We start from the raw sequence: 17,858 nt of genomic DNA on the forward strand, positions 1-17,858 counted from the left end.
TCGCTACAGGCCTTGGTATCTCTGGGTTACGTTAAGGTCTGGGTTATCCGTCATATGCAAAAGGTTTCCGTCCGTATGCAAAAGGTTTCTGGTCATATGCAAAGGGTTATCTGTCAGGTGCACTTTGATTTCCGCTTATATGCTGGTAAGGTTATCGGTCATATGCGGTGGCAAATTTAACTGTTGATAAATGGATCCTGTTTATGGCTAAGAAAGTCAATGACTTAGATAGCATGACCGAGGAAGTTAATAAGAAAACGGGCGAAGTTGTCCACTTAAATCCTTCGGCAACTGCAACGGTGCAGCCTGTAGCTCTGATGCGGCTAGGGCTTTTCGTGCCAAATACGGATCACGCGAAGGCTAAGAGCTCCGTCAATACGGTTAAGTCCACCGTGGATGCTACCGAGGATCTTTACCATCTGGAAGTCGTAAAGCGGGAAGGGTATAAAGATATCTCTATCCGCTCTGAACGCCTTGATATGGCGACAGATTTCCGTGTCTGGCTGGGGATCATTCGTTCGATCTACGATAACGGTACCTTTGCCGGTAAGTTAAAACTCCCTTTCACCAAGTTTTTACAGAACTGTGGGTTCGACTCAAAACGTTCAAACAAAGACATGAAGAAGCGTATCGATGACTCATTGATGCGCCTGCGTGGTGTGACAATTCAGTTCCGTAATGACACGGGTTCTCTGACTACCGGCCTGGTCAATAGCGCGCATTACAACATGGCGAAGAACGAAGTCGAAATTGAGGGAGATCATCGGCTGGCTGACCTCTATCAGATGGATTACAAGGTTTATCTGCGTCTCAAAGCTATCGATCATTTGCCCCGTAAAGAGTCTGCACAGGCCCTCTACACGTTTATTGAAAGCCTCCCCAGAAATCCGGCCCCGGTCTCAATGAAACGCCTGAGAGAGCGTCTGAGGCTGAAATCGCGCATTGCTTACCAAAATCACATTGTGCGTAAGGCGCTGGAGGAGCTCAAAGAGATCAATTATCTCGAATACACCGAAACCAAGCGGGGCAGGTCGGTCTATTTCAACATTACCAAGCGAAATCCAAATCTTATCCCGGATAAATCGTTGAAACTCGACAGGAGCACGGAGGATGAACCTCAGGTTGTTGATGAGGCAATGATCGCCAAAATCAGTAAGCTGAAAGATTCCGGCTTTAGCGAGGAAGAGATAGCCAAGATCCTGATCAGTCTCGATTCCCGGTGAGTGGCATCTCAGTGATAACTTTGCCAGCATACCACGGCTAACCTTTCTAATTTCATCAGCTCATTCAGCCAGTTATGGATGAGCTGATTGCTTTTCTCTGGTGCGAACCATCGCTTTCACAGTGCGGTTATCTGCAAACATAACTGCAAAACAGCATACAACCGATAACCTTTCCGTTTATTCAAACCTGATAAGCATACGACCGATAACTTTTAAAACCCCATATGCTCCATCAATACAATATCTGCGTACGACAGCCAACCTTCCAGTTATGAAACCCTGAAAGATAAACCTAATATTCTGATTTTTAATGGGAAAACCAGCATCACACGTTGCCACAATGCATCAATAAATGCGGTATCTTCAGCATACGGCAGATAACCTTTTAGCATACGACTGAAAACCTTTTATGCATCATATGGCAAAAAACAGGAAGTTAACGCATTTGCGTCATTCCGGGTGACTGGCATATGACGGGAAACTTTTTGCATACGACAGATAACCTTTTGACCCGGCAAATACCCTGTCTGCGTACATTGTGTTTAAACTTCAAACGGCCAGAGGATCCTCGACGTGTTTAGAGCATATGACGGGAAACCTTTTGCATATAACAGCCAACCTTTGTTGATCAGGAAAGGGCCGTAAACGATCTTCACACGACCGCCAATACTGCTAATTTCTGGCATATGACAGATAACTTTTTGCATACGACTGGAAACCTTAAAAGATAGAAAGTGAGTGAGTTGACTGATAAATAAGAAGAAGTCATTTTGCATATGACTGATAACCTTGCGCTCCATCCTGGTGAGTGATCTACGTCACATTTTTCCAGATCGCTGAATTATCAAAGGGTAGAAGCGTATGAATGCCAATTTTCAGCATACGACTGGAAACCTTTGAGCAAACTCTGCGGTGTAGCTTTAAAAGATCGCAGCCCGGATCCGATATGTGATCCTGTCACGTTGAACGTTTTGGCATATGACCGATAACCTTTTTGGGGGATACCCAGAAGATCCGGCCGTGGAGTATTAATGTATCCATATGAATTTTATATATTTACAATAAAATTCAACTCATATTTTGTTCATTTTAATCCGTCAGACCGTGTGTCACTGAACCCTACGGAGCATATAACTGGAAACCAATGCGCAAATATTCATCAGCAATGTGACAGGATCACAAATTGATTCTTGTGACACGGCATAGTTGAGAACAGAACCCTCCATTTAACGCACACCTCTTGTTCAGGAGATGTACTGGCATTGTCGGCGCGTACAACTTTTTTCTGAAAAACGAAAAATGTTGCACGTAGCAGAATGCCATGTACACTTAGGAAAAATTTTGCCAATGGAGTAATGGTATGAAAAGTAACTATGGTGGCGTGGACGAAACTGCCCGCAGGGCGAACGCTATGCTGCGCAGTATGAGTGACGACATCATCGATAAACGTCATGAATTTGGACTTGACCGTTACTATCAAACCTTTACCCGAAATTCAGTTGCAAACATGCCGAAACTCAGCCGTCGTGCTGTTGAGCAGGCCATTGATGAAATGGAAGCCGCCGGTCATGAGTTTGGTAAGAAAGATGCCGGTAATGCCCGACATTACGCGCTGACCGTGCAGGATGTGGTGGATATTTATGCCCACCGCAAGGTGCCTAAGTATCGCGATATTCACGCCGGTAAAGGCCCGTTCGTTATCTTTGTGGTGAACCTGAAGGGTGGGGTATCTAAAACCGTCAGCACCGTAACGCTGGCGCACGGGCTTCGCGTGCATCCGGATCTGTTGCAGTATGATCTGCGTAACCTTGTCATCGATCTCGACCCGCAGGCTTCCAGCACCATGTTCCTGAACCATACCAACAGTATCGGTTCCATCATGGAAACAGCGGCACAGGCTATGCTGAATGACCTCGATGCCGAGCAACTGCACAAGGACATCATCCAGCCAACCATCATTCCTGGTGTGGATATCATCCCAGCCTCCATCGATGATGGCTTTGTCGCCAGCCAGTGGAATGAGTTAGTGCACGAACATTTGCCTGGCCTGTTGCCCTCTGAGGTGCTGCGTCGCAATATTATCGACCGTGTCGGGAACGATTACGATTTCATCTTCGTGGATACCGGGCCGCATCTGGATGCCTTTATGCTCAACGCGATTGCGGCAAGTGATTTGCTGCTTACCCCGACGCCACCGGCCCAGGTCGATTTTCACTCGACACTGAAATACCTGACTCGTCTGCCAGAAATGCTGGAGCAACTGGAAGAGGAGGGGATTAACCCGCGCATTAAGGGCAATATCGGATTCATGTCAAAAATGACCACCAAACGTGATCATGAGATGACACATGGTCTGGCCCGCGACGTATTCACATCCTACATACTGGACGCTACTTTGCCGCGTCTTGACGGATTCGAGCGTTGTGGGGAAACCTTCGACACGATAGTAAGTGCTGACCCACAATCTTATCCTGGCAGTGCTGAAGCGCTGAAAAATGCTAAGCGCGAGGCCGAGCGATTTACCCAGGCGGTTTTCAAAAGGATCGAATTTGTGAGGGGTATCAAATGACCAAAGTCATGAAGAAAATGGGCCGCACATTAGGGAACTCTAATTTCTCTAAAATGCTGAGTGAAAGCGAAGGCGCCCGAGTATTCGTTCTCAAGTCTGGAAAAGAAGCCCGTTTTGTCCTCACGAAAGTACTGCACGACGACATTGAAGCGCAGACCTATATCGATTCTTCCGTTAATGGACGTGATCAGTCGTTGCTGACACCTGAATCCGTGGCGGATATTTCCCGTACCATTACGTTGCAACAGTTCTTCCCGGCGATTGGCAGGGAAGTCGATGATCGTATCGAAATTCTCGACGGATCGCGTCGCCGTGCTGCCTGTCTGTACAACGGGACGCCATTCGAGGTTCTGGTGACCAAAGATGAGCTGGATCTGGCCGATGCGCGCCAGCTGGCCGTGGACATTCAGACCGCCAAAGAACATACCCTGCGTGAACTGGGTAAACGTCTTGAACTGATGTATCCCGATGATATGAGCCAGGCAGAGATTGCGAAATCAGAAGGGATCTCTGCGGCAAAAATCACCCGTGCATTCCAGGCGGCATCCGTCCCGGAAGAGATGATCGCCGTTTTCCCGTCAGGCAGCGATCTCGCGATTGCCGATTACCAGTTTTTGCTCGATGTGGCGGAAAAGGCCAAAAGCAAAAAGCTGGCTATCAGCGACATTGTGGCTGGGGTGCGCGAGCGTATTGAGAAACAGGGCGAAACGGAATTTGATGATCCGGTCACCAAAGCGAAAATCATTGGCTATTTCCGGGCCGAAAGCAGCCGTCTGAAAACCCCCAAAGCGACCAAAAAAGCGGCGGCGGAAAATCTGGTGGTGTTTAAAGACAAGAAACAGTTTGCCCGTAAAAAGGTCGATACGGAAAAACGTCTGGTGACGTATGAATTCTCGCGTATTTCTGCGGAATTTCAGGCCGAGCTTGATGCGGCGATCCGGGCGGTGGCTGAAAAAATGGTCGCGGATAAACAATCTTAACGACCACATTTCCCGTAGCGTCGCGATTTATCGCACTGTTTAAACCTGCGCGATAAATCGCGACGCTACGGATTTTTCAACCTGCTGATTTTTTGTTTTCAATTGTAGATTGATCGATCTACAATTGTCGCAACATCCACCCAGAATGATGCAATCATGAAATCAGGACCAGGCAGACCCAGAGAATTTGATCCGCAGGTTTTCCTCAATTCAGCGCTCGAATGCTTCTGGCAAAAAGGGTATCGATCGACATCAATGGCCGATTTAATGCAGGCATCCGGGTTAGCGAGCGCCAGCATTTACAAACTCTATCCCGATAAGCGTTCAATCTTTCTCGCTGCTCTCCAGCAATACATGGATGCCGGACTGGTTCGCGGTCAACAACGTGACGAGGAACTGGCACCAGAAACTGCATTGCGGGAAACGCTGGAATTTGTCGCGCTGTTTTCTTCCGGGCCACAAGGCGAGAAGGGGTGTTTCACCATCGCTGCGGCCTGCGAGTTGCTGCCGGGTGATGATGAAGTCAGAAGCCGGGTTGAATACAAATTTCGCGGGATAGTGGCGCGCCTGAACAGCATCCTGCGCAAAGGTCAGGAAACGGGGGTATTCCGTTCTGACGAACCGGCAGAAGTGATGGCGGAATGCATTTTTATGCTGCTGGAGGGCATGCGCGTCTACGGCAAAATCAAACCGGAGATAAGCGTGCTGAGAAAAAGTAATGAATTCATTATCCAGTCCGTACTGGCCGGTGCGGGGCAGAGGTGAGCATGCTGATGCCCGGGGCGCTGGTTCGTCGCCAGAGAAGAAGAAAAGTGATGGTGGTCCTGCAAACTGAGGGCGATAGCATCACCTGTGGCTGGACAGACAATGGCCGGTTTTATAAGCGACGTTTTCCGGCCGACCAGTTGCGCTTGTGTATGCCCTGGTCGGATATGTGGCCCATGACCTGAAGATCAGATCTTCACAGGATCACGCTGCCAAAATGCAGCGGATTACGCATGACATGAGCAATAGTTTGCAGGTTCTCTGCGCACATCTCGCGTGACCAGGAACCACCGAGGCAGATACGCAACGCGTCCGGGGGATTATTATCGGTACAGAAAGCCGCGCTTGAAACCGCGCTGACCCCCAGTTCACGTAACCGTACCGCCATTTCAGCCGGATTCCAGTCAAAATGACGTGGCAACAGTAACCAAAGGTGAAAACCCTGCGGCGTGGCGCGGAAAGTAAACTCCTTCAGGATCTCCGATGCCATTTTCTGACGAATCACCGATTCCGCGCGTACCGATTGCAGCACCCGGTCAGCGGTGCCGTCGTTGATCCACTGCGAAGCCAGTGCGTTGGTGATCGGACTGGCCATCACATTCAGGGCGCGTAATGCCCCCGCCAGCAACTGTGTCTGGTGTTTGCCCGGACCTTTAATAAAGGCGGTGCGCAGCCCCGGACCAAAGCATTTTGACATGCCGGTAATGTACCAGGTGAGTTCAGGGATCAGTTCACTGAACGACGCAATATGTTGGGTCGCCAGCGCCGCATAGGCTTCATCTTCAATTACCGGAATGCTGTAGCGTGCTGCCACATCAGCCAGCGCTTCGCGTCGCCTTAACGGCAGGGTCAGGGTGGTGGGATTCTGGATCGTGGGATTGATATACAGGGCGCTGATGTTACCGGTCTGGCACTGGTATTCAAACACCCGCGGCAGCGGGCCATCTTCATCACAGGGCAGGGATTGCAACGTAATATTCAGTTGGCTGGCGATGGCTTTCAGGCCGGGATAAATCAAATCACTCACGCACACGCTGCCTCCCTTGCGGCACAGCAGCGTCAATAATCCCACCAGCGCGCTGTGAATACCCGGTGCTATCAGGATTTCATCCATATTCACCGAGGGTAGCTGCTTCTCCAGCCAGACTTTCGCCATCGCTTTATCATCCGCCTGGCCGCCGAAGTCCTGATAACGCAACAAGCCAAGAATATTTTTTTGGCTAAAGAGATTGATTGCTCCCTGACTGATGGCCTGCGCCAGCTCTTCTCCCGGCTCAATCGGTGAATTCATGGTCATTTCATAGCTGCTGCCGCCACTCAACGGTACCGCAGGCACCTTACCGCGAATATAGCTGCCGAGCCCCCGGCGCGAGTCGATCAAGCCGCGCCGGGTGGCCTCGGCATAGCCACGCGTGACGGTGGTGTAATTCAGGGCGAGCTGGATCGCCAGTTCGCGCAGCGGCGGCAGGCGGTCGCGCGGTTGAAACTCGCCGCTGTTGATGCCATCAGCAATGATGTCAGCAATCAACAGATAAGCCGGACGTGCGGTGTTCTGACTTTGGTGGTGATGCCAGCGGCTGACGAGTTTAGTAAGCATGGATTCGATTCCGACAAATGGAGAAGAGAGCCTCACTATTGCCTGGTGGAGGTTATTCTGCAATCACCTTTATCATTGATTGCATCAATGATTGCATAATGATTTTTATTGTGTGCATTTTTGGTGCGAATTGGCATCAATCTGGTGCAAAATTCCGCGTAACGCCGTTGTGCCCCTGCGCTAATCCCGTGCCATTCACAGGGTTTAAAAATTTTTTAGCTCACAAGTTGAGCAGTTGATGGGATCTTGATTGCATCCCTGCATTTGGCGGCTGGCACGACCCTTGCTCCATTCTCCCTGCATCACCTGCGGATGTGCCATAACGGGGAGCGTGGCTCCCCCCTGATAAAGACTGGGAGAAAAGTGCTATGCCAAAAGTTACGATGCCTGCCCACCAGACCGGTGATTTCTTTGTTGACTACGAAGAGAAGGTTTTTGAGGACGTAAAAGCGGAACCGGGCCAGAAAGCGTTGGTGACCTTTCATACGGTCGCGTTTGAAGGTTCCATTGGCTTCGTCAATATGTTGCAGGCAACTCGTCTGCAACGCAAAGGCTTCGAAACCTCCATTTTGCTGTATGGACCGGGTGTGCTGCTCGGCGTACAGCGCGGCTTTCCTACCCTCGGCGCGGAAGCTTTTCCGGGGCACCAAAACTACGCCAACCAGCTGAATAAATTTATGTCGGAAGGTGGCAAGGTTTACGCCTGCCGCTTCGCGCTCCAGGCGCTCTACGGTCACGGCGAACCGTCGCTGCTGGAAGGCGTGCGTCCGATCAATCCGCTTGATGTGCTGGATCTGAAGCTGCTGCATGTCCGTGACAACGCGGTGATTATCGACACCTGGACCATGTAAGCGGAGGCGCGCTATGGCTGGATCACGCATTATCCGTGCCGCCGCCGCCCAGATTGCGCCAGATCTCCATGAGGCCAGCAAAACGCTGGCCCGGGTACTGGAGGCAATCGATAAAGCGGCAGAGCAGGGCGCAGAGATCATCGTTTTCCCTGAGACTTTTGTGCCTTATTACCCTTACTTCTCGTTCATCACACCCGCAATGACTGCCGGTGCCGCCCATCTGAAACTTTACGACCAGGCGGTGGTGGTCCCCGGTCCGATTACCCACGCGGTGGGGGAGCGCGCCCGGCTGCGCAAAATGGTGGTGGTGTTGGGCGTCAATGAACGCGATCACGGCACGCTTTACAACACCCAACTGGTGTTTGATGCCAGCGGCGAGCTGGTACTTAAGCGCCGCAAAATTACTCCGACCTACCATGAACGGATGATCTGGGGGCAGGGTGATGGTGCCGGGCTGAAAGTGGTCGAAACCGCTGTCGGGCGCGTGGGGGCGCTGGCCTGTTGGGAGCATTACAATCCGCTGGCTCGCTACAGCCTGATGACGCAGCACGAAGAGATCCATTGCAGCCAGTTCCCCGGTTCACTGGTGGGACCGATCTTTGCCGAGCAGATGGACGTCACCATCCGTCATCACGCGCTGGAGTCCGGCTGCTTTGTGATCAATGCCACCGGCTGGCTGACTGAGGAACAAATCAATGAACTCACTGCGGATCCGGCGTTGCAGAAGGGGCTACGGGGTGGCTGCAATACCGCCATCATTTCCCCGGAGGGACGTCATCTGGTGCCACCGCTGACGGAAGGTGAAGGCATTCTGATTGCCGACCTGGATATGGCGTTAATCACCAAACGCAAACGCATGATGGATTCCGTCGGGCATTACGCGCGCCCGGAATTATTGAGCCTGCGTCTGGACGCGACCCCTGCCCGCTACGTGGTGGCGCGTGATGATGAATCCGAAACCGGAGGAGAGCGCGATGCAGAACGTTCCGTCTACTCGCCAGCAGCTGATCACTGAGTTACTGACCCAGGGGGTCAACGTCATCAACCCGCAGCAGGAGCATGTCAGTCGTCATGGTGGTGCCGGGCCGTCCGACCACCAGGCGATGAACATTGATGGCGTGACCGTGATGGTGCCGATCTACACCCATTCCGCCCGCCAGTCGCCGTGGCAGGTGAAGCATGAGACGTCCGGGGCCACCCGGCTCTACAACAACACCATTCCGGTGCGGGAAATCAGCATCGCCCATAAGCCCAGATTTTATGAACGGCAGACGGCGGAGGGGATTCCCTATTCACAGATCGCCACGTTACACGGCACCGATGTGCTGGCGACCACCGTGTTGCAAACCTGCATCCGCTATGAAAATCGCGCGAAGGCTTGCCAGTTCTGCGCCATCGGCCAATCGCTGGCGGCGGGCAGCACCATTGCGCGTAAAACACCGGAACAACTGGCCGAGGTGGCGAAAGCGGCGGTTGAGTTGGATGGCGTCAAGCATATGGTGATGACCACCGGCACGCCATCCGGTAGCGATCGCGGTGCACGCATTCTGGTGGAAAGTGCGCTGGCGATTAAAGCCGCCGTGGATTTGCCTTTGCAGGGGCAGTGTGAACCCCCTGGCGATGCGAAGTGGTTTCAGCGCATGAAAGATGCCGGGATTGATGCGCTCGGCATGCATCTGGAGGCGGTAACCCCGGCAGTGCGCGCCCGCATTATGCCGGGCAAGGCGCAGGTCAGCGTTGATCAATATCTTGAGGCGTTTGCCGATGCGGTGGCGGTGTTTGGTCGCGGTCAGGTCAGCACCTATATCCTCGCGGGACTGGGCGATACCCCCCAGGCGATTCTGTCGCTGTCGGAAACCCTGATCGCGCTTGGTGTTTATCCATTCGTCGTGCCGTTTGTGCCGATCAGCGGCACGCCCCTGGAACACCATCCGGCACCCGACAGCCAGTTTATGTCATCCATTTTGCAACCGTTGGGGCAGATGCTGAGTCAGGCCCGTTTGCGATCCAGTGATATCAAGGCGGGTTGTGGTCGTTGCGGTGCCTGCTCGTCACTTTCCAGCTTCGAGCAGGCGATGGCGTAAGGAGTGAATGATGAACGAGTACGCGGGTTACACCATCAAGTGGGTGACGCTGCCGTGGGAACGGGAGCAGGCTTATGCGTTGCGCCAGCGGGTATTTTGCCAGGAGCAGGGGCTATTCGCCGGACATGATCTTGATGATATCGATCGCCATGCCCGCCTGCTGGTGGCGCTGGGCAGTGTTGGCGGGTGGCACGATGCGGTGGTCGGTACGGTGCGTATTCATGAGACAGCTCCCGGCATCTGGCAGGGATCGCGTCTGGCGGTGGATAGCGACTACCGTCGCCAGGGACAGCTTGGCCCGACGTTGATCCGCCTGGCGGTGTGCAGCGCACATGCGCTGGGCTGTCGGGAATTTTATGCGCAGGTACAGCATCAAAACGAACCGCTGTTTCGCCGTATGCACTGGCACACGCTGGACTGGCTGGAATTGCGCGGCGTGCGACATGCACGCATGCAGGCCGACCTCAACTTCTACCCGCCCTGTCACGATCCCCTCAGCGGCATGGTCATTAGCGCGGCGACACGCAGGCGGGTTGTGGAGATGCCAACCTTTTTAACGGGGGCGACGGTATGAACCTGAGTTTACCGGCGCTGATTGAGCGCCTGCATACCTTCAGCGGCATCGCACACAAGCGAGATATCCAGCAGGTGGCAAAACAACTGCGGGAAGCCTGGCCGAACCCCAACCCGAATGGTGACGACTGTGCGCTGATCCCTGACGGCGACGGCTACAAGTTGCTGGCGATGGAGGGCTTCATCAACCGTTTTGTGGCGGATGATCCCTGGTTCGCTGGCTGGTGCGGGGTGATGGTGAATCTGAGCGACATCGCGGCAATGGGAGGACGTCCCCTGGCGGTGGTGAACGCTTTGTGGGATGACGCGTTGCCCCATGCGGAACAGATTTTACAGGGCATGGCTGCGGCCTCACGCGCGTATCAGGTGCCGATCGTGGGTGGGCATACCAATTTGCGTAGCGATCAGCCGCAACTGGCGGTGGCCATTTTGGGCGAAACCCGCACCCCGCTCAGTAGCTTTGCGGTGCAATCGGGGCAAACGTTGATGGTAGCCATCAATCTTCAGGGACGCTGGCATCCCCCCGGTTACAACTGGGATGCCGCCACCGAGGCGTCTCCTGCGGCACTGCGCCAGGCCTGGTCATTGCTGCCCGAGCTGGCGGAAACCGGGTTAATCCACGCCGCGAAAGACATCAGCCAGGCGGGTCTGACCGGGACTCTGGTGATGATGCTGGAAAGCTGTGGTCTCGGCGCTGAACTGGATTTGGATCAGATCCCGATACCGCCAGATGTCACGCTGGAGCAGTGGCTGTGCGCCTTTCCCAGCTTTGGTTTTTTGCTGGCGGTGGAGGAAGAACATCGCGAGGCGGTACAACAACGCTTTGCCCACTGTGACATCGCCTGTGCTGCGGTGGGTCGTTTCACCCCGCACAGAAAGCTCGACCTGCATTTCCGGCAGCAGCACGCCTGCTACTGGGATCTTACACAACAATCCCTTACCGGGATGACCTGTTAACAGAGGAAGACATCATGCCTGCTATGCACTTTGTCGTTTGCTGGCCTGACGGCAGCAAAGATACTTGCTACTCCCCCTCCACCGCGATTGAGAAGCACCTGGAGGTTAACCATCCTTATGCTCTGGAAGAATTCGTGGCTATCACCACCCGCGCCCTCGACGAGGCCAGTGAGCGGGTGAAAGCGAAATTCGGCTATTTCTGTTCCAGCGCCCAGGATCAGTCAGCGGTGATCGTGCAAAAAGCCCGGCAGTTCGGGGCCGAGCAGCAGGTCATAGTCGAAAAGATCACTCCCGTCCCGGCCTGATAACCAGCGAGAAAACCATGAACAACAACCATTATCCTGTCGTCATTATTGGCGGCGGGCAGGCCGGTCTCGCCATGAGCTGGAACCTGGCACAAAAAAATATCCGTCATCTGGTGCTGGAACGTCACCGTCTGGCCTGGGCGTGGCGTGAGCAGCGTTGGGACAACTTTTGTCTGGTGACGCCGAACTGGCAATGCAAACTGCCCGGTTTTCCCTATGACGGTGACGATCCGCACGGCTTTATGCTGCGCGATGAGATCGTCGATTATGTCGAACGTTATGCGCGGAGCTTTGACGCGCCGCTGCGTGAAGGGGTCAATGTACTGCGGGTAGTGAAAACCGATGGCGGCTTCCTGCTGCATACTTCGGCAGGTGAATTTAGCGCGGATCAGGTGGTGGTTGCCGTCGGTAACTACCATCGTCCACGCTTCCCGGCGATTGCCGCAGAGCTGCCCGCACATATCATGCAGGTGCATTCCGCCAACTATAAATCGGCGCAGCAACTGCCGGCAGGCGAGGTGCTGGTGGTCGGTTCAGCGCAATCTGGTGCGCAAATCGCTGAAGATCTGCATCTGGCTGGTCGCCGCGTCCATTTGTGTGTGGGAAGCGCACCGCGTGTGGCGCGTTTCTATCGCGGGCGTGACGTGGTGGACTGGCTGGATGATATGGGCCATTACCGGTTGACGGTGGATGATCATCCACTCGGTGAAGATGCGCGACGCAAGACCAACCACTATGTCACCGGACGTGATGGTGGACGTGATATCGACCTGCGCGCCTTTGCGTTACAAGGCATGCAGCTTTATGGCCGTCTGCTGGGTTATGGCGATGGCGAGTTACTGACCGCTGATGACCTGCAACAGAATCTTGACGGCGCGGATGCGACCTCGCAAAAAATCAAAGACAGCATTGATGTCTGGATTGCAGAACAGGGTATCGATGCACCGGAAGAGGCACGCTATCAACCGCTGTGGCAACCGGAGAATCCCGCCACCCGCATTGATCTGACCGCTATCTCCGCCATTATCTGGGCGGTCGGTTTTCACACCGATTTTAGTTGGATCGAGGCGCCTGCATTTAATGATAACGGCTATCCCCTGCATAGCCGGGGTGTTTCGGTACAGCCGGGCCTCTATTTCCTTGGCTTGCCCTGGTTGTGGACATGGGGTTCCGGCCGTTTTGAGGGGGTAGGGGAAGATGCGGCCTGGCTGGCAGAGGCCATTGCCGCACACCCGCTGCAAGCCACGCATGCGGAGGGTGTTTATGTCCACGATCACCGTTAATGACGCGGCTTTCTGGCAACAGGAGGCGCAGCGTCTCGACTGGCAGCAGGATTTCACCTCCGTGGTAGAAGAGATCGACGGTGGGCCACGTTGCCGCTGGTTTCCTGGCGGGCGCACCAATCTGAGTTATAACGCGCTGGACCGTCATCTGGCGGAAAAAGGCGATCGCTGTGCGATTATCCAGCGTGACTACCGGGGAGCGACGCAGCGACTCAGCTACCGTGAGTTATGGCAACAGGTGAATGCGTTAAGCCACCTGATGATCAGCTGGGGGATACGTCAGGGTGACCGGGTAATGATTGTGCTGCCGATGACGCCGTTGGCTGCCGTTGCCATGCTGGCCTGTGCCCGATTAGGGGCGGTGCATGTGGTGGTCTATTCGGGCGTGACCAGCGATGCGCTGGCGCAACGTGTCGCTGCTTGTCAGCCTGTGCTGCTGCTGCATAGCAGCGAACCCCGTGGCCGTCAGGAATTACCGTCGATCCTGACAGCCAGCGCCACCTTACGGGCGGTGGATTGCTATTCCCCGGACTTTACCCAGGCACTGGCACAGCATATCGGTTGTGTCGTGCCCTGCGTCTGGCTGGAGGCTTCTCAGCCCTCACATCTGTTGTTTACCTCCGGCACCACCGGGGCACCAAAGGGGATTGTGCGGGATACCGGCGGCTACGCGGTGGCTTTGCTGGCCAGCCTCCGACATCTGTTTCATGTTCAGGATGATGAGATCTTCTTTACCACTGCGGATGTGGGTTGGGTCACGGGCCACAGCTACGGTATTTACGCGCCGTTGCTGGCGGGGATCACCACGGTGATGTACGAGGCCAGTACGGTCAATACCCCTGGAGAAAGTTGGTGGCAGATGGTGGCGGAGCTGGGGATCACCCGTATGCTGACCATCGCCGGGGCGATTCGTCTGGCACGGCAGCAGGGAAAACCCCATGCCAGTCTGGCATCGCTGCGTTCTCTCTATCTTGCGGGGGAACCGCTGGACCCTGCGACCCACGGCTGGGTCACCCGCGGGATGGGCGTTACCTGTGAAAATCACTACTGGCAGACTGAATCTGGCTGGCCGTTGCTGGCAGGCACCGGCAGCGGTTTAGCGCCGGTATTTACGCGCGCGGTGGACATTGTTGATGCCACCAGCGGTGAGTCCTGCGCGCCGGGGCTGGCCGGTATGCTGGTGATTAAGGACACCCTTGGGCCAGGGGGAATGTCTACCCTATGGCAGGACGACACACAACATGATCAACGTTACTGGCTGCGGCGTGATGGGCGGTGGTTTTACGCCACGCATGATTGCGCGGTACGGCAAAACGACAGTATCGTCATTCAGGGACGGATGGATGATGTGATTAATATCGGCGGTAAACGTCTGGCGACAGCCGAGGTGGAAAATGCTCTGGCTGGTATCGCGGGTATTATTGAAGTCGTCGCTACCCGCACGCCGCACCATTTACTGGGCGAAATGGTGGCGTTGTTTGTTGTCACCGAGGGGTTAACCGTGCAGCAGGAAGGGATGTTGAAACAGCAGATACGTGAACGGTTGGTCAGTCGTTGTGGCCGGTTTGCCTTGCCGAGAAAAATCCATTTCCGTCGTTCATTGCCGAAAACGTTTTCGGGCAAGTTTCTACGCCGGATGCTAACGGCATAGCCAGACGCGGGTAATGCGATATCGCACGCTGAATATCGCATTGCACCTGCCGGTAAACACCGTATTTATGCCAGATTCATGGGTTTAGGTTGATAACGTTGTGCCCAGCTATCCAACACGTCGGTGTCGCCATCAAGGGTACCGAACACAATCACCGTGGCTTTGCGACCATGTGATTCAATGACATTCAACAGCTCCGCGTTGGGAAACGTCACCAGATAAACAGCGTCCAGCAGGATATGTTCTTTCCTGAGCGTCTGACTTGAGAACAAACCGATCTTCACGCCTGATGAGATCAGTTGTTTTTTATTACGCATCGCGCGGTAAATTTGCCCGTCAAACACCTGACTGAGAAAATCTTCACAGAATGGGGAAGATTTGTTTGGCACGCAAATCCTGACGTTACGCCCGGACTGGCTGGCATGGTTGATGGCAAATGCAACCACGTTGTTGTACTGCGACACCAATTCATTCTGAGGTTTAACAAGGATAAATCTTTCTTTCAACGGCATGATTTTATGTAAAGTTCCTGAGCAAAAAAACGAAGCCCCGACGTTAATCGGCGAGGTTTTAGTTAGCGCATCATCTCATCAGGAAGATAACGACACAGATAATGGTGCGAACTGCCTTCAGGGCGACCAGCATATTTTCCTTTCTGCTGCTGTTCTGAGTTTGGGGCATCGCCTTGTGCAGTCAGTTGGAGGAATCCATTACTTTGATAATAGCCTGGGCTATGATTTCGCGCCATGAAGGGCAGCAGGTTCTTATGACGTTATGATTGGGCTGTCGCTAATTTTTTAATAGCCGGCGCATTGTCTAAAGATTGATCAGTAATCATTCTCATCATTCCATTCTTTTCCCGCACTTAACGCAAATCATCTTGTCGGATTTATTTATTTCCAAAGTATGCTTTTGTTCGCAAAACGGTCATTCACACACAAACGGTCAAACTCGGTCATGATAGTTTCATTTTAAAATTATTTCGCACCGTTGCGATTTGTTCTGCGTTTTTATTAAAACAGCCGTTATCTGTGATGAAGGTCGCGTTATTAAATGTATATAAATCATTTTTTCATTTTTTATTTAATGAAAGTCACTTTTTTGGCGGCGGTAAATTCGCTGCCTGACACTTTTGCCTGGTGCACATTTTGCACCGGTCGAATCCACTAACTTAATGGCATCGGAGGTCACCATGTTACCGATTGAACGTCACCGTCAGATCATGGAGGAATTAAATTTACATGGTCGGGTATTGGTGGTTGAGCTGGTTAAACTTTGTCGGGTTTCTCAGGAAACCATTCGCAGGGATTTATCTCAGTTAGAAAAAAAAGGATTATTACAACGCAGTCACGGCGGTGCGGTGATGGCGCAGAAACACCAGGGGAATCTGGCAGGAAAAAATAATAAACCGAACGAGTATGAATCTACATTTCGCCTGCGCATGAATGAAAACACCCAGGCAAAAACATTAATCGCAAAAAGAGCGCTCGATTTTATCACGCCGGGCGACTGTATATTGCTGGATAGCAGTACCACCTGTTGGTTTTTGGCCCGGCAATTGCCAGACATCGAACTGACGGTGCTGACTAACTCGCTACGTATCGTGCAGACACTGGCCGCCAAAGGCCATATCCGCACCATCTGCCTGGGAGGAGAGTATTCCGATCACAATGAAGATTTTAATGGCATCGTTGCCGAGCAGCCGCTGAAAGATTATTTAATCAACAAAATATTTTTCTCCTGTAGCAGCCTGGGCAATGACGGATATTTACGTGCGGCGAACGAAAATAACGCACATCTAAAACAACAAATGCTGATGGCATCAGAAAGAAAATATCTGCTTATTGATGCGGGGAAATTCCTTCGGCCATCTTTTGCCAGAATCTGCCATTACCGTGAAGTGGATTTTTTAATTACCGACAGTATGAAAGATAAAGAATTACAACAGGAACTGGCCTGGAACGGCGTCAATATTATCGATTGTTCACAACGCCAGAATACCATGCAATTAATGAACTCTCAGGATATTTAACCCTATGAAAAAAACATTTATCGCCTGTTCCCTGCTGGCGCTGTTTGCTGCCACCACCGCCCATGCTGCTGACAAGCTGCGTATGGGGATCGTGGTCAAAGTGGGCGGCATCCCGTGGTTTAACGCGATGGAAGCGGGCATCAAGAGCGAAGCGGCCAGGGAGGGGATCGATGCCTGGATGGTTGGCCCTACCTCGGCTGACCCGGCGTTGCAGGTCAGGGCGATTGAAGATCTGATTGCGCAGAAAGTTGACATCATCGGCGTGGTACCGAATGACCCGAAAGTGCTGGAGCCGGTGCTGAAACGCGCCCGTGATGCTGGTATCCGCGTGCTGGTGCATGAATCGCCGGATCAGAAGTACGCCAACTGGGACTTTGAGTTGGTCGATGCCAAAACCCACGGCGAAAACCATATGAAGGCGCTGGCCGAATGCATGCACGGCGAGGGCAAATATGTCGCCTACATGGGCGGCCTGACGGTGCCGCTGCACAACGCCTGGGTGGATTCCGCCGTGGCGTATCAAAAAGCCCATTTCCCGAAAATGCAGATGGTTGGCGACAAGTTTGGCGTTGGCGAATCACTGGATGACTCCATCCGTACCACCAACGAAGTGATGTCTAAATACCCGGATCTGAAAGGCATCATCGCCTTTGGTTCACAAGGGCCAATCGGTGCCGGTCGCGCGGTGATGGCGCGTAACAAAATTGACCAGGTCTGCGTGATCGGGGCCTTTAGCCCAGGGCAGGGTCAGATGCTGGTTAACCGTGGTGCCATTAAAGGTGGCTACATCTGGAACCCGATGACGGCAGGTGAAGTCTTCGTGCGTCTTGCGGGCATGATGCAGAAAAACCAACCGATTACCGACGGCATGACCATCGAAGGTCTGGGCAAGGTGAAGGTCGATGAGCAGACCCACACCATCCTCGGCAACAACACCGAAAGTCTGGACAAAACCAACCTGCCAAAACTGGTCAAACTGGGGCTGTAA

At 53.3% G+C, this 17,858-nt stretch carries 18 protein-coding genes; 16 read left to right on the forward strand and 2 right to left on the reverse strand.

Translation table 11 applies throughout. From position 1 onward, the window contains the following. From AC6I8R_RS23635 to AC6I8R_RS23660, 6 genes are all read left to right on the forward strand, one after another. The coding region (locus AC6I8R_RS23635; protein ID WP_497833068.1) for a hypothetical protein at positions 1–180 on the forward strand (180 nt) is incomplete at its 5' end. 23 nt (positions 181–203) lie between these two features. Beyond that, positions 204–1,223: a RepB family plasmid replication initiator protein gene (locus AC6I8R_RS23640; RefSeq protein ID WP_021186305.1), complete on the forward strand. Its 1,020-nt coding sequence runs from the start codon at positions 204–206 to the stop codon at positions 1,221–1,223. A gap of 1,360 nt (positions 1,224–2,583) precedes the next feature. Then, positions 2,584–3,792 (forward strand): AAA family ATPase, encoded by a 1,209-nt coding sequence (locus AC6I8R_RS23645; RefSeq protein ID WP_036627981.1) that lies wholly within the window; start codon positions 2,584–2,586, stop codon positions 3,790–3,792. Continuing rightward, positions 3,789–4,772: a ParB family protein gene (locus tag AC6I8R_RS23650; RefSeq protein WP_497833069.1), complete on the forward strand. Its 984-nt coding sequence runs from the start codon at positions 3,789–3,791 to the stop codon at positions 4,770–4,772. Before AC6I8R_RS23645 ends, AC6I8R_RS23650 begins: the two co-directional genes overlap by 4 nt. A gap of 156 nt (positions 4,773–4,928) precedes the next feature. Continuing rightward, positions 4,929–5,537, forward strand: coding sequence for a TetR/AcrR family transcriptional regulator (locus AC6I8R_RS23655; protein WP_208727274.1), 609 nt, complete (start codon positions 4,929–4,931; stop codon positions 5,535–5,537). A gap of 2 nt (positions 5,538–5,539) precedes the next feature. Further along, complete coding sequence (locus AC6I8R_RS23660) at positions 5,540–5,722, forward strand: hypothetical protein (RefSeq protein WP_021186300.1); 183 nt, start codon at positions 5,540–5,542, stop codon at positions 5,720–5,722. A gap of 11 nt (positions 5,723–5,733) precedes the next feature. Here AC6I8R_RS23660 and AC6I8R_RS23665 read toward each other — a convergent pair whose 3' ends face one another. Next, the gene (locus AC6I8R_RS23665) at positions 5,734–7,134 is read right to left on the reverse strand and encodes an aminotransferase-like domain-containing protein (protein WP_415174560.1); all 1,401 of its coding nucleotides are present in this window, start codon (positions 7,132–7,134) and stop codon (positions 5,734–5,736) included. A gap of 368 nt (positions 7,135–7,502) precedes the next feature. On the opposite strand from AC6I8R_RS23665, the gene AC6I8R_RS23670 reads away from it, so the two are divergent. The 8 genes from AC6I8R_RS23670 to AC6I8R_RS23705 are packed head-to-tail and all read left to right on the forward strand — an operon-like array spanning position 7,503 to position 14,838. After that, on the forward strand, positions 7,503–7,985 hold the full coding sequence (locus AC6I8R_RS23670) for an MSMEG_0572/Sll0783 family nitrogen starvation response protein (protein ID WP_021186297.1): 483 nt from the start codon (positions 7,503–7,505) through the stop codon (positions 7,983–7,985). 13 nt (positions 7,986–7,998) lie between these two features. Continuing rightward, positions 7,999–9,000 (forward strand): Nit6803 family nitrilase, encoded by a 1,002-nt coding sequence (locus tag AC6I8R_RS23675; protein WP_415174561.1) that lies wholly within the window; start codon positions 7,999–8,001, stop codon positions 8,998–9,000. Then, positions 8,960–10,069, forward strand: a complete 1,110-nt coding sequence (locus tag AC6I8R_RS23680) for an MSMEG_0568 family radical SAM protein (RefSeq protein WP_415174569.1) — start codon at positions 8,960–8,962, stop codon at positions 10,067–10,069. The genes AC6I8R_RS23675 and AC6I8R_RS23680 overlap by 41 nt, the downstream gene beginning before the upstream one ends. A gap of 10 nt (positions 10,070–10,079) precedes the next feature. Next, complete coding sequence (locus tag AC6I8R_RS23685) at positions 10,080–10,643, forward strand: MSMEG_0567/Sll0786 family nitrogen starvation N-acetyltransferase (protein ID WP_208727351.1); 564 nt, start codon at positions 10,080–10,082, stop codon at positions 10,641–10,643. Beyond that, a complete protein-coding gene (locus tag AC6I8R_RS23690; protein ID WP_415174562.1) occupies positions 10,640–11,599 on the forward strand; it encodes a sll0787 family AIR synthase-like protein in 960 nt (319 codons plus the stop codon). The genes AC6I8R_RS23685 and AC6I8R_RS23690 overlap by 4 nt, the downstream gene beginning before the upstream one ends. A gap of 14 nt (positions 11,600–11,613) precedes the next feature. Then, complete coding sequence (locus AC6I8R_RS23695; protein ID WP_415174563.1) at positions 11,614–11,904, forward strand: MSMEG_0570 family nitrogen starvation response protein; 291 nt, start codon at positions 11,614–11,616, stop codon at positions 11,902–11,904. 17 nt (positions 11,905–11,921) lie between these two features. Continuing rightward, on the forward strand, positions 11,922–13,187 hold the full coding sequence (locus tag AC6I8R_RS23700; RefSeq protein ID WP_021186291.1) for an MSMEG_0569 family flavin-dependent oxidoreductase: 1,266 nt from the start codon (positions 11,922–11,924) through the stop codon (positions 13,185–13,187). Then, on the forward strand, positions 13,168–14,838 hold the full coding sequence (locus AC6I8R_RS23705) for an AMP-binding protein (RefSeq protein WP_497833070.1): 1,671 nt from the start codon (positions 13,168–13,170) through the stop codon (positions 14,836–14,838). The genes AC6I8R_RS23700 and AC6I8R_RS23705 overlap by 20 nt, the downstream gene beginning before the upstream one ends. Positions 14,839–14,903: 65 nt before the next feature. On the opposite strand, the gene AC6I8R_RS23710 is transcribed toward AC6I8R_RS23705, so the two are convergent. Continuing rightward, positions 14,904–15,302: a hypothetical protein gene (locus AC6I8R_RS23710; protein WP_235056635.1), complete on the reverse strand. Its 399-nt coding sequence runs from the start codon at positions 15,300–15,302 to the stop codon at positions 14,904–14,906. 728 nt (positions 15,303–16,030) lie between these two features. Here AC6I8R_RS23710 and AC6I8R_RS23715 point away from each other — a divergent pair. Both AC6I8R_RS23715 and AC6I8R_RS23720 read left to right on the forward strand, forming a co-directional pair. Next, on the forward strand, positions 16,031–16,870 hold the full coding sequence (locus tag AC6I8R_RS23715) for a DeoR/GlpR family DNA-binding transcription regulator (RefSeq protein WP_021186286.1): 840 nt from the start codon (positions 16,031–16,033) through the stop codon (positions 16,868–16,870). Positions 16,871–16,874: 4 nt separating this feature from the next. After that, positions 16,875–17,858 carry a substrate-binding domain-containing protein gene (locus AC6I8R_RS23720; protein ID WP_021186285.1) on the forward strand — a complete coding sequence of 328 codons (984 nt, stop codon included), beginning with the start codon at positions 16,875–16,877 and terminating at the stop codon, positions 17,856–17,858.

This window comes from Pantoea sp. X-Soil-OKNW-713, assembly GCF_059730685.1.

Excerpts from the sequence above, each read along its gene's own strand:
- AC6I8R_RS23685 (WP_208727351.1), top strand. The coding sequence starts at position 10,080 with ATGAACGAGTACGCGGGTTACACCATCAAGTGGGTGACGCTGCCGTGG.
- AC6I8R_RS23715 (WP_021186286.1), top strand. The coding sequence starts at position 16,031 with ATGTTACCGATTGAACGTCACCGTCAGATCATGGAGGAATTAAATTTA.
- AC6I8R_RS23660 (WP_021186300.1), top strand. The coding sequence starts at position 5,540 with ATGCTGATGCCCGGGGCGCTGGTTCGTCGCCAGAGAAGAAGAAAAGTG.
- AC6I8R_RS23650 (WP_497833069.1), top strand. The coding sequence starts at position 3,789 with ATGACCAAAGTCATGAAGAAAATGGGCCGCACATTAGGGAACTCTAAT.
- AC6I8R_RS23690 (WP_415174562.1), top strand. The coding sequence starts at position 10,640 with ATGAACCTGAGTTTACCGGCGCTGATTGAGCGCCTGCATACCTTCAGC.
- AC6I8R_RS23705 (WP_497833070.1), top strand. The coding sequence starts at position 13,168 with ATGTCCACGATCACCGTTAATGACGCGGCTTTCTGGCAACAGGAGGCG.
- AC6I8R_RS23700 (WP_021186291.1), top strand. The coding sequence starts at position 11,922 with ATGAACAACAACCATTATCCTGTCGTCATTATTGGCGGCGGGCAGGCC.
- AC6I8R_RS23695 (WP_415174563.1), top strand. The coding sequence starts at position 11,614 with ATGCCTGCTATGCACTTTGTCGTTTGCTGGCCTGACGGCAGCAAAGAT.
- AC6I8R_RS23720 (WP_021186285.1), top strand. The coding sequence starts at position 16,875 with ATGAAAAAAACATTTATCGCCTGTTCCCTGCTGGCGCTGTTTGCTGCC.
- AC6I8R_RS23670 (WP_021186297.1), top strand. The coding sequence starts at position 7,503 with ATGCCAAAAGTTACGATGCCTGCCCACCAGACCGGTGATTTCTTTGTT.
- AC6I8R_RS23640 (WP_021186305.1), top strand. The coding sequence starts at position 204 with ATGGCTAAGAAAGTCAATGACTTAGATAGCATGACCGAGGAAGTTAAT.
- AC6I8R_RS23645 (WP_036627981.1), top strand. The coding sequence starts at position 2,584 with ATGAAAAGTAACTATGGTGGCGTGGACGAAACTGCCCGCAGGGCGAAC.
- AC6I8R_RS23665 (WP_415174560.1), bottom strand. The coding sequence starts at position 7,134 with ATGCTTACTAAACTCGTCAGCCGCTGGCATCACCACCAAAGTCAGAAC.
- AC6I8R_RS23655 (WP_208727274.1), top strand. The coding sequence starts at position 4,929 with ATGAAATCAGGACCAGGCAGACCCAGAGAATTTGATCCGCAGGTTTTC.
- AC6I8R_RS23675 (WP_415174561.1), top strand. The coding sequence starts at position 7,999 with ATGGCTGGATCACGCATTATCCGTGCCGCCGCCGCCCAGATTGCGCCA.
- AC6I8R_RS23680 (WP_415174569.1), top strand. The coding sequence starts at position 8,960 with ATGCAGAACGTTCCGTCTACTCGCCAGCAGCTGATCACTGAGTTACTG.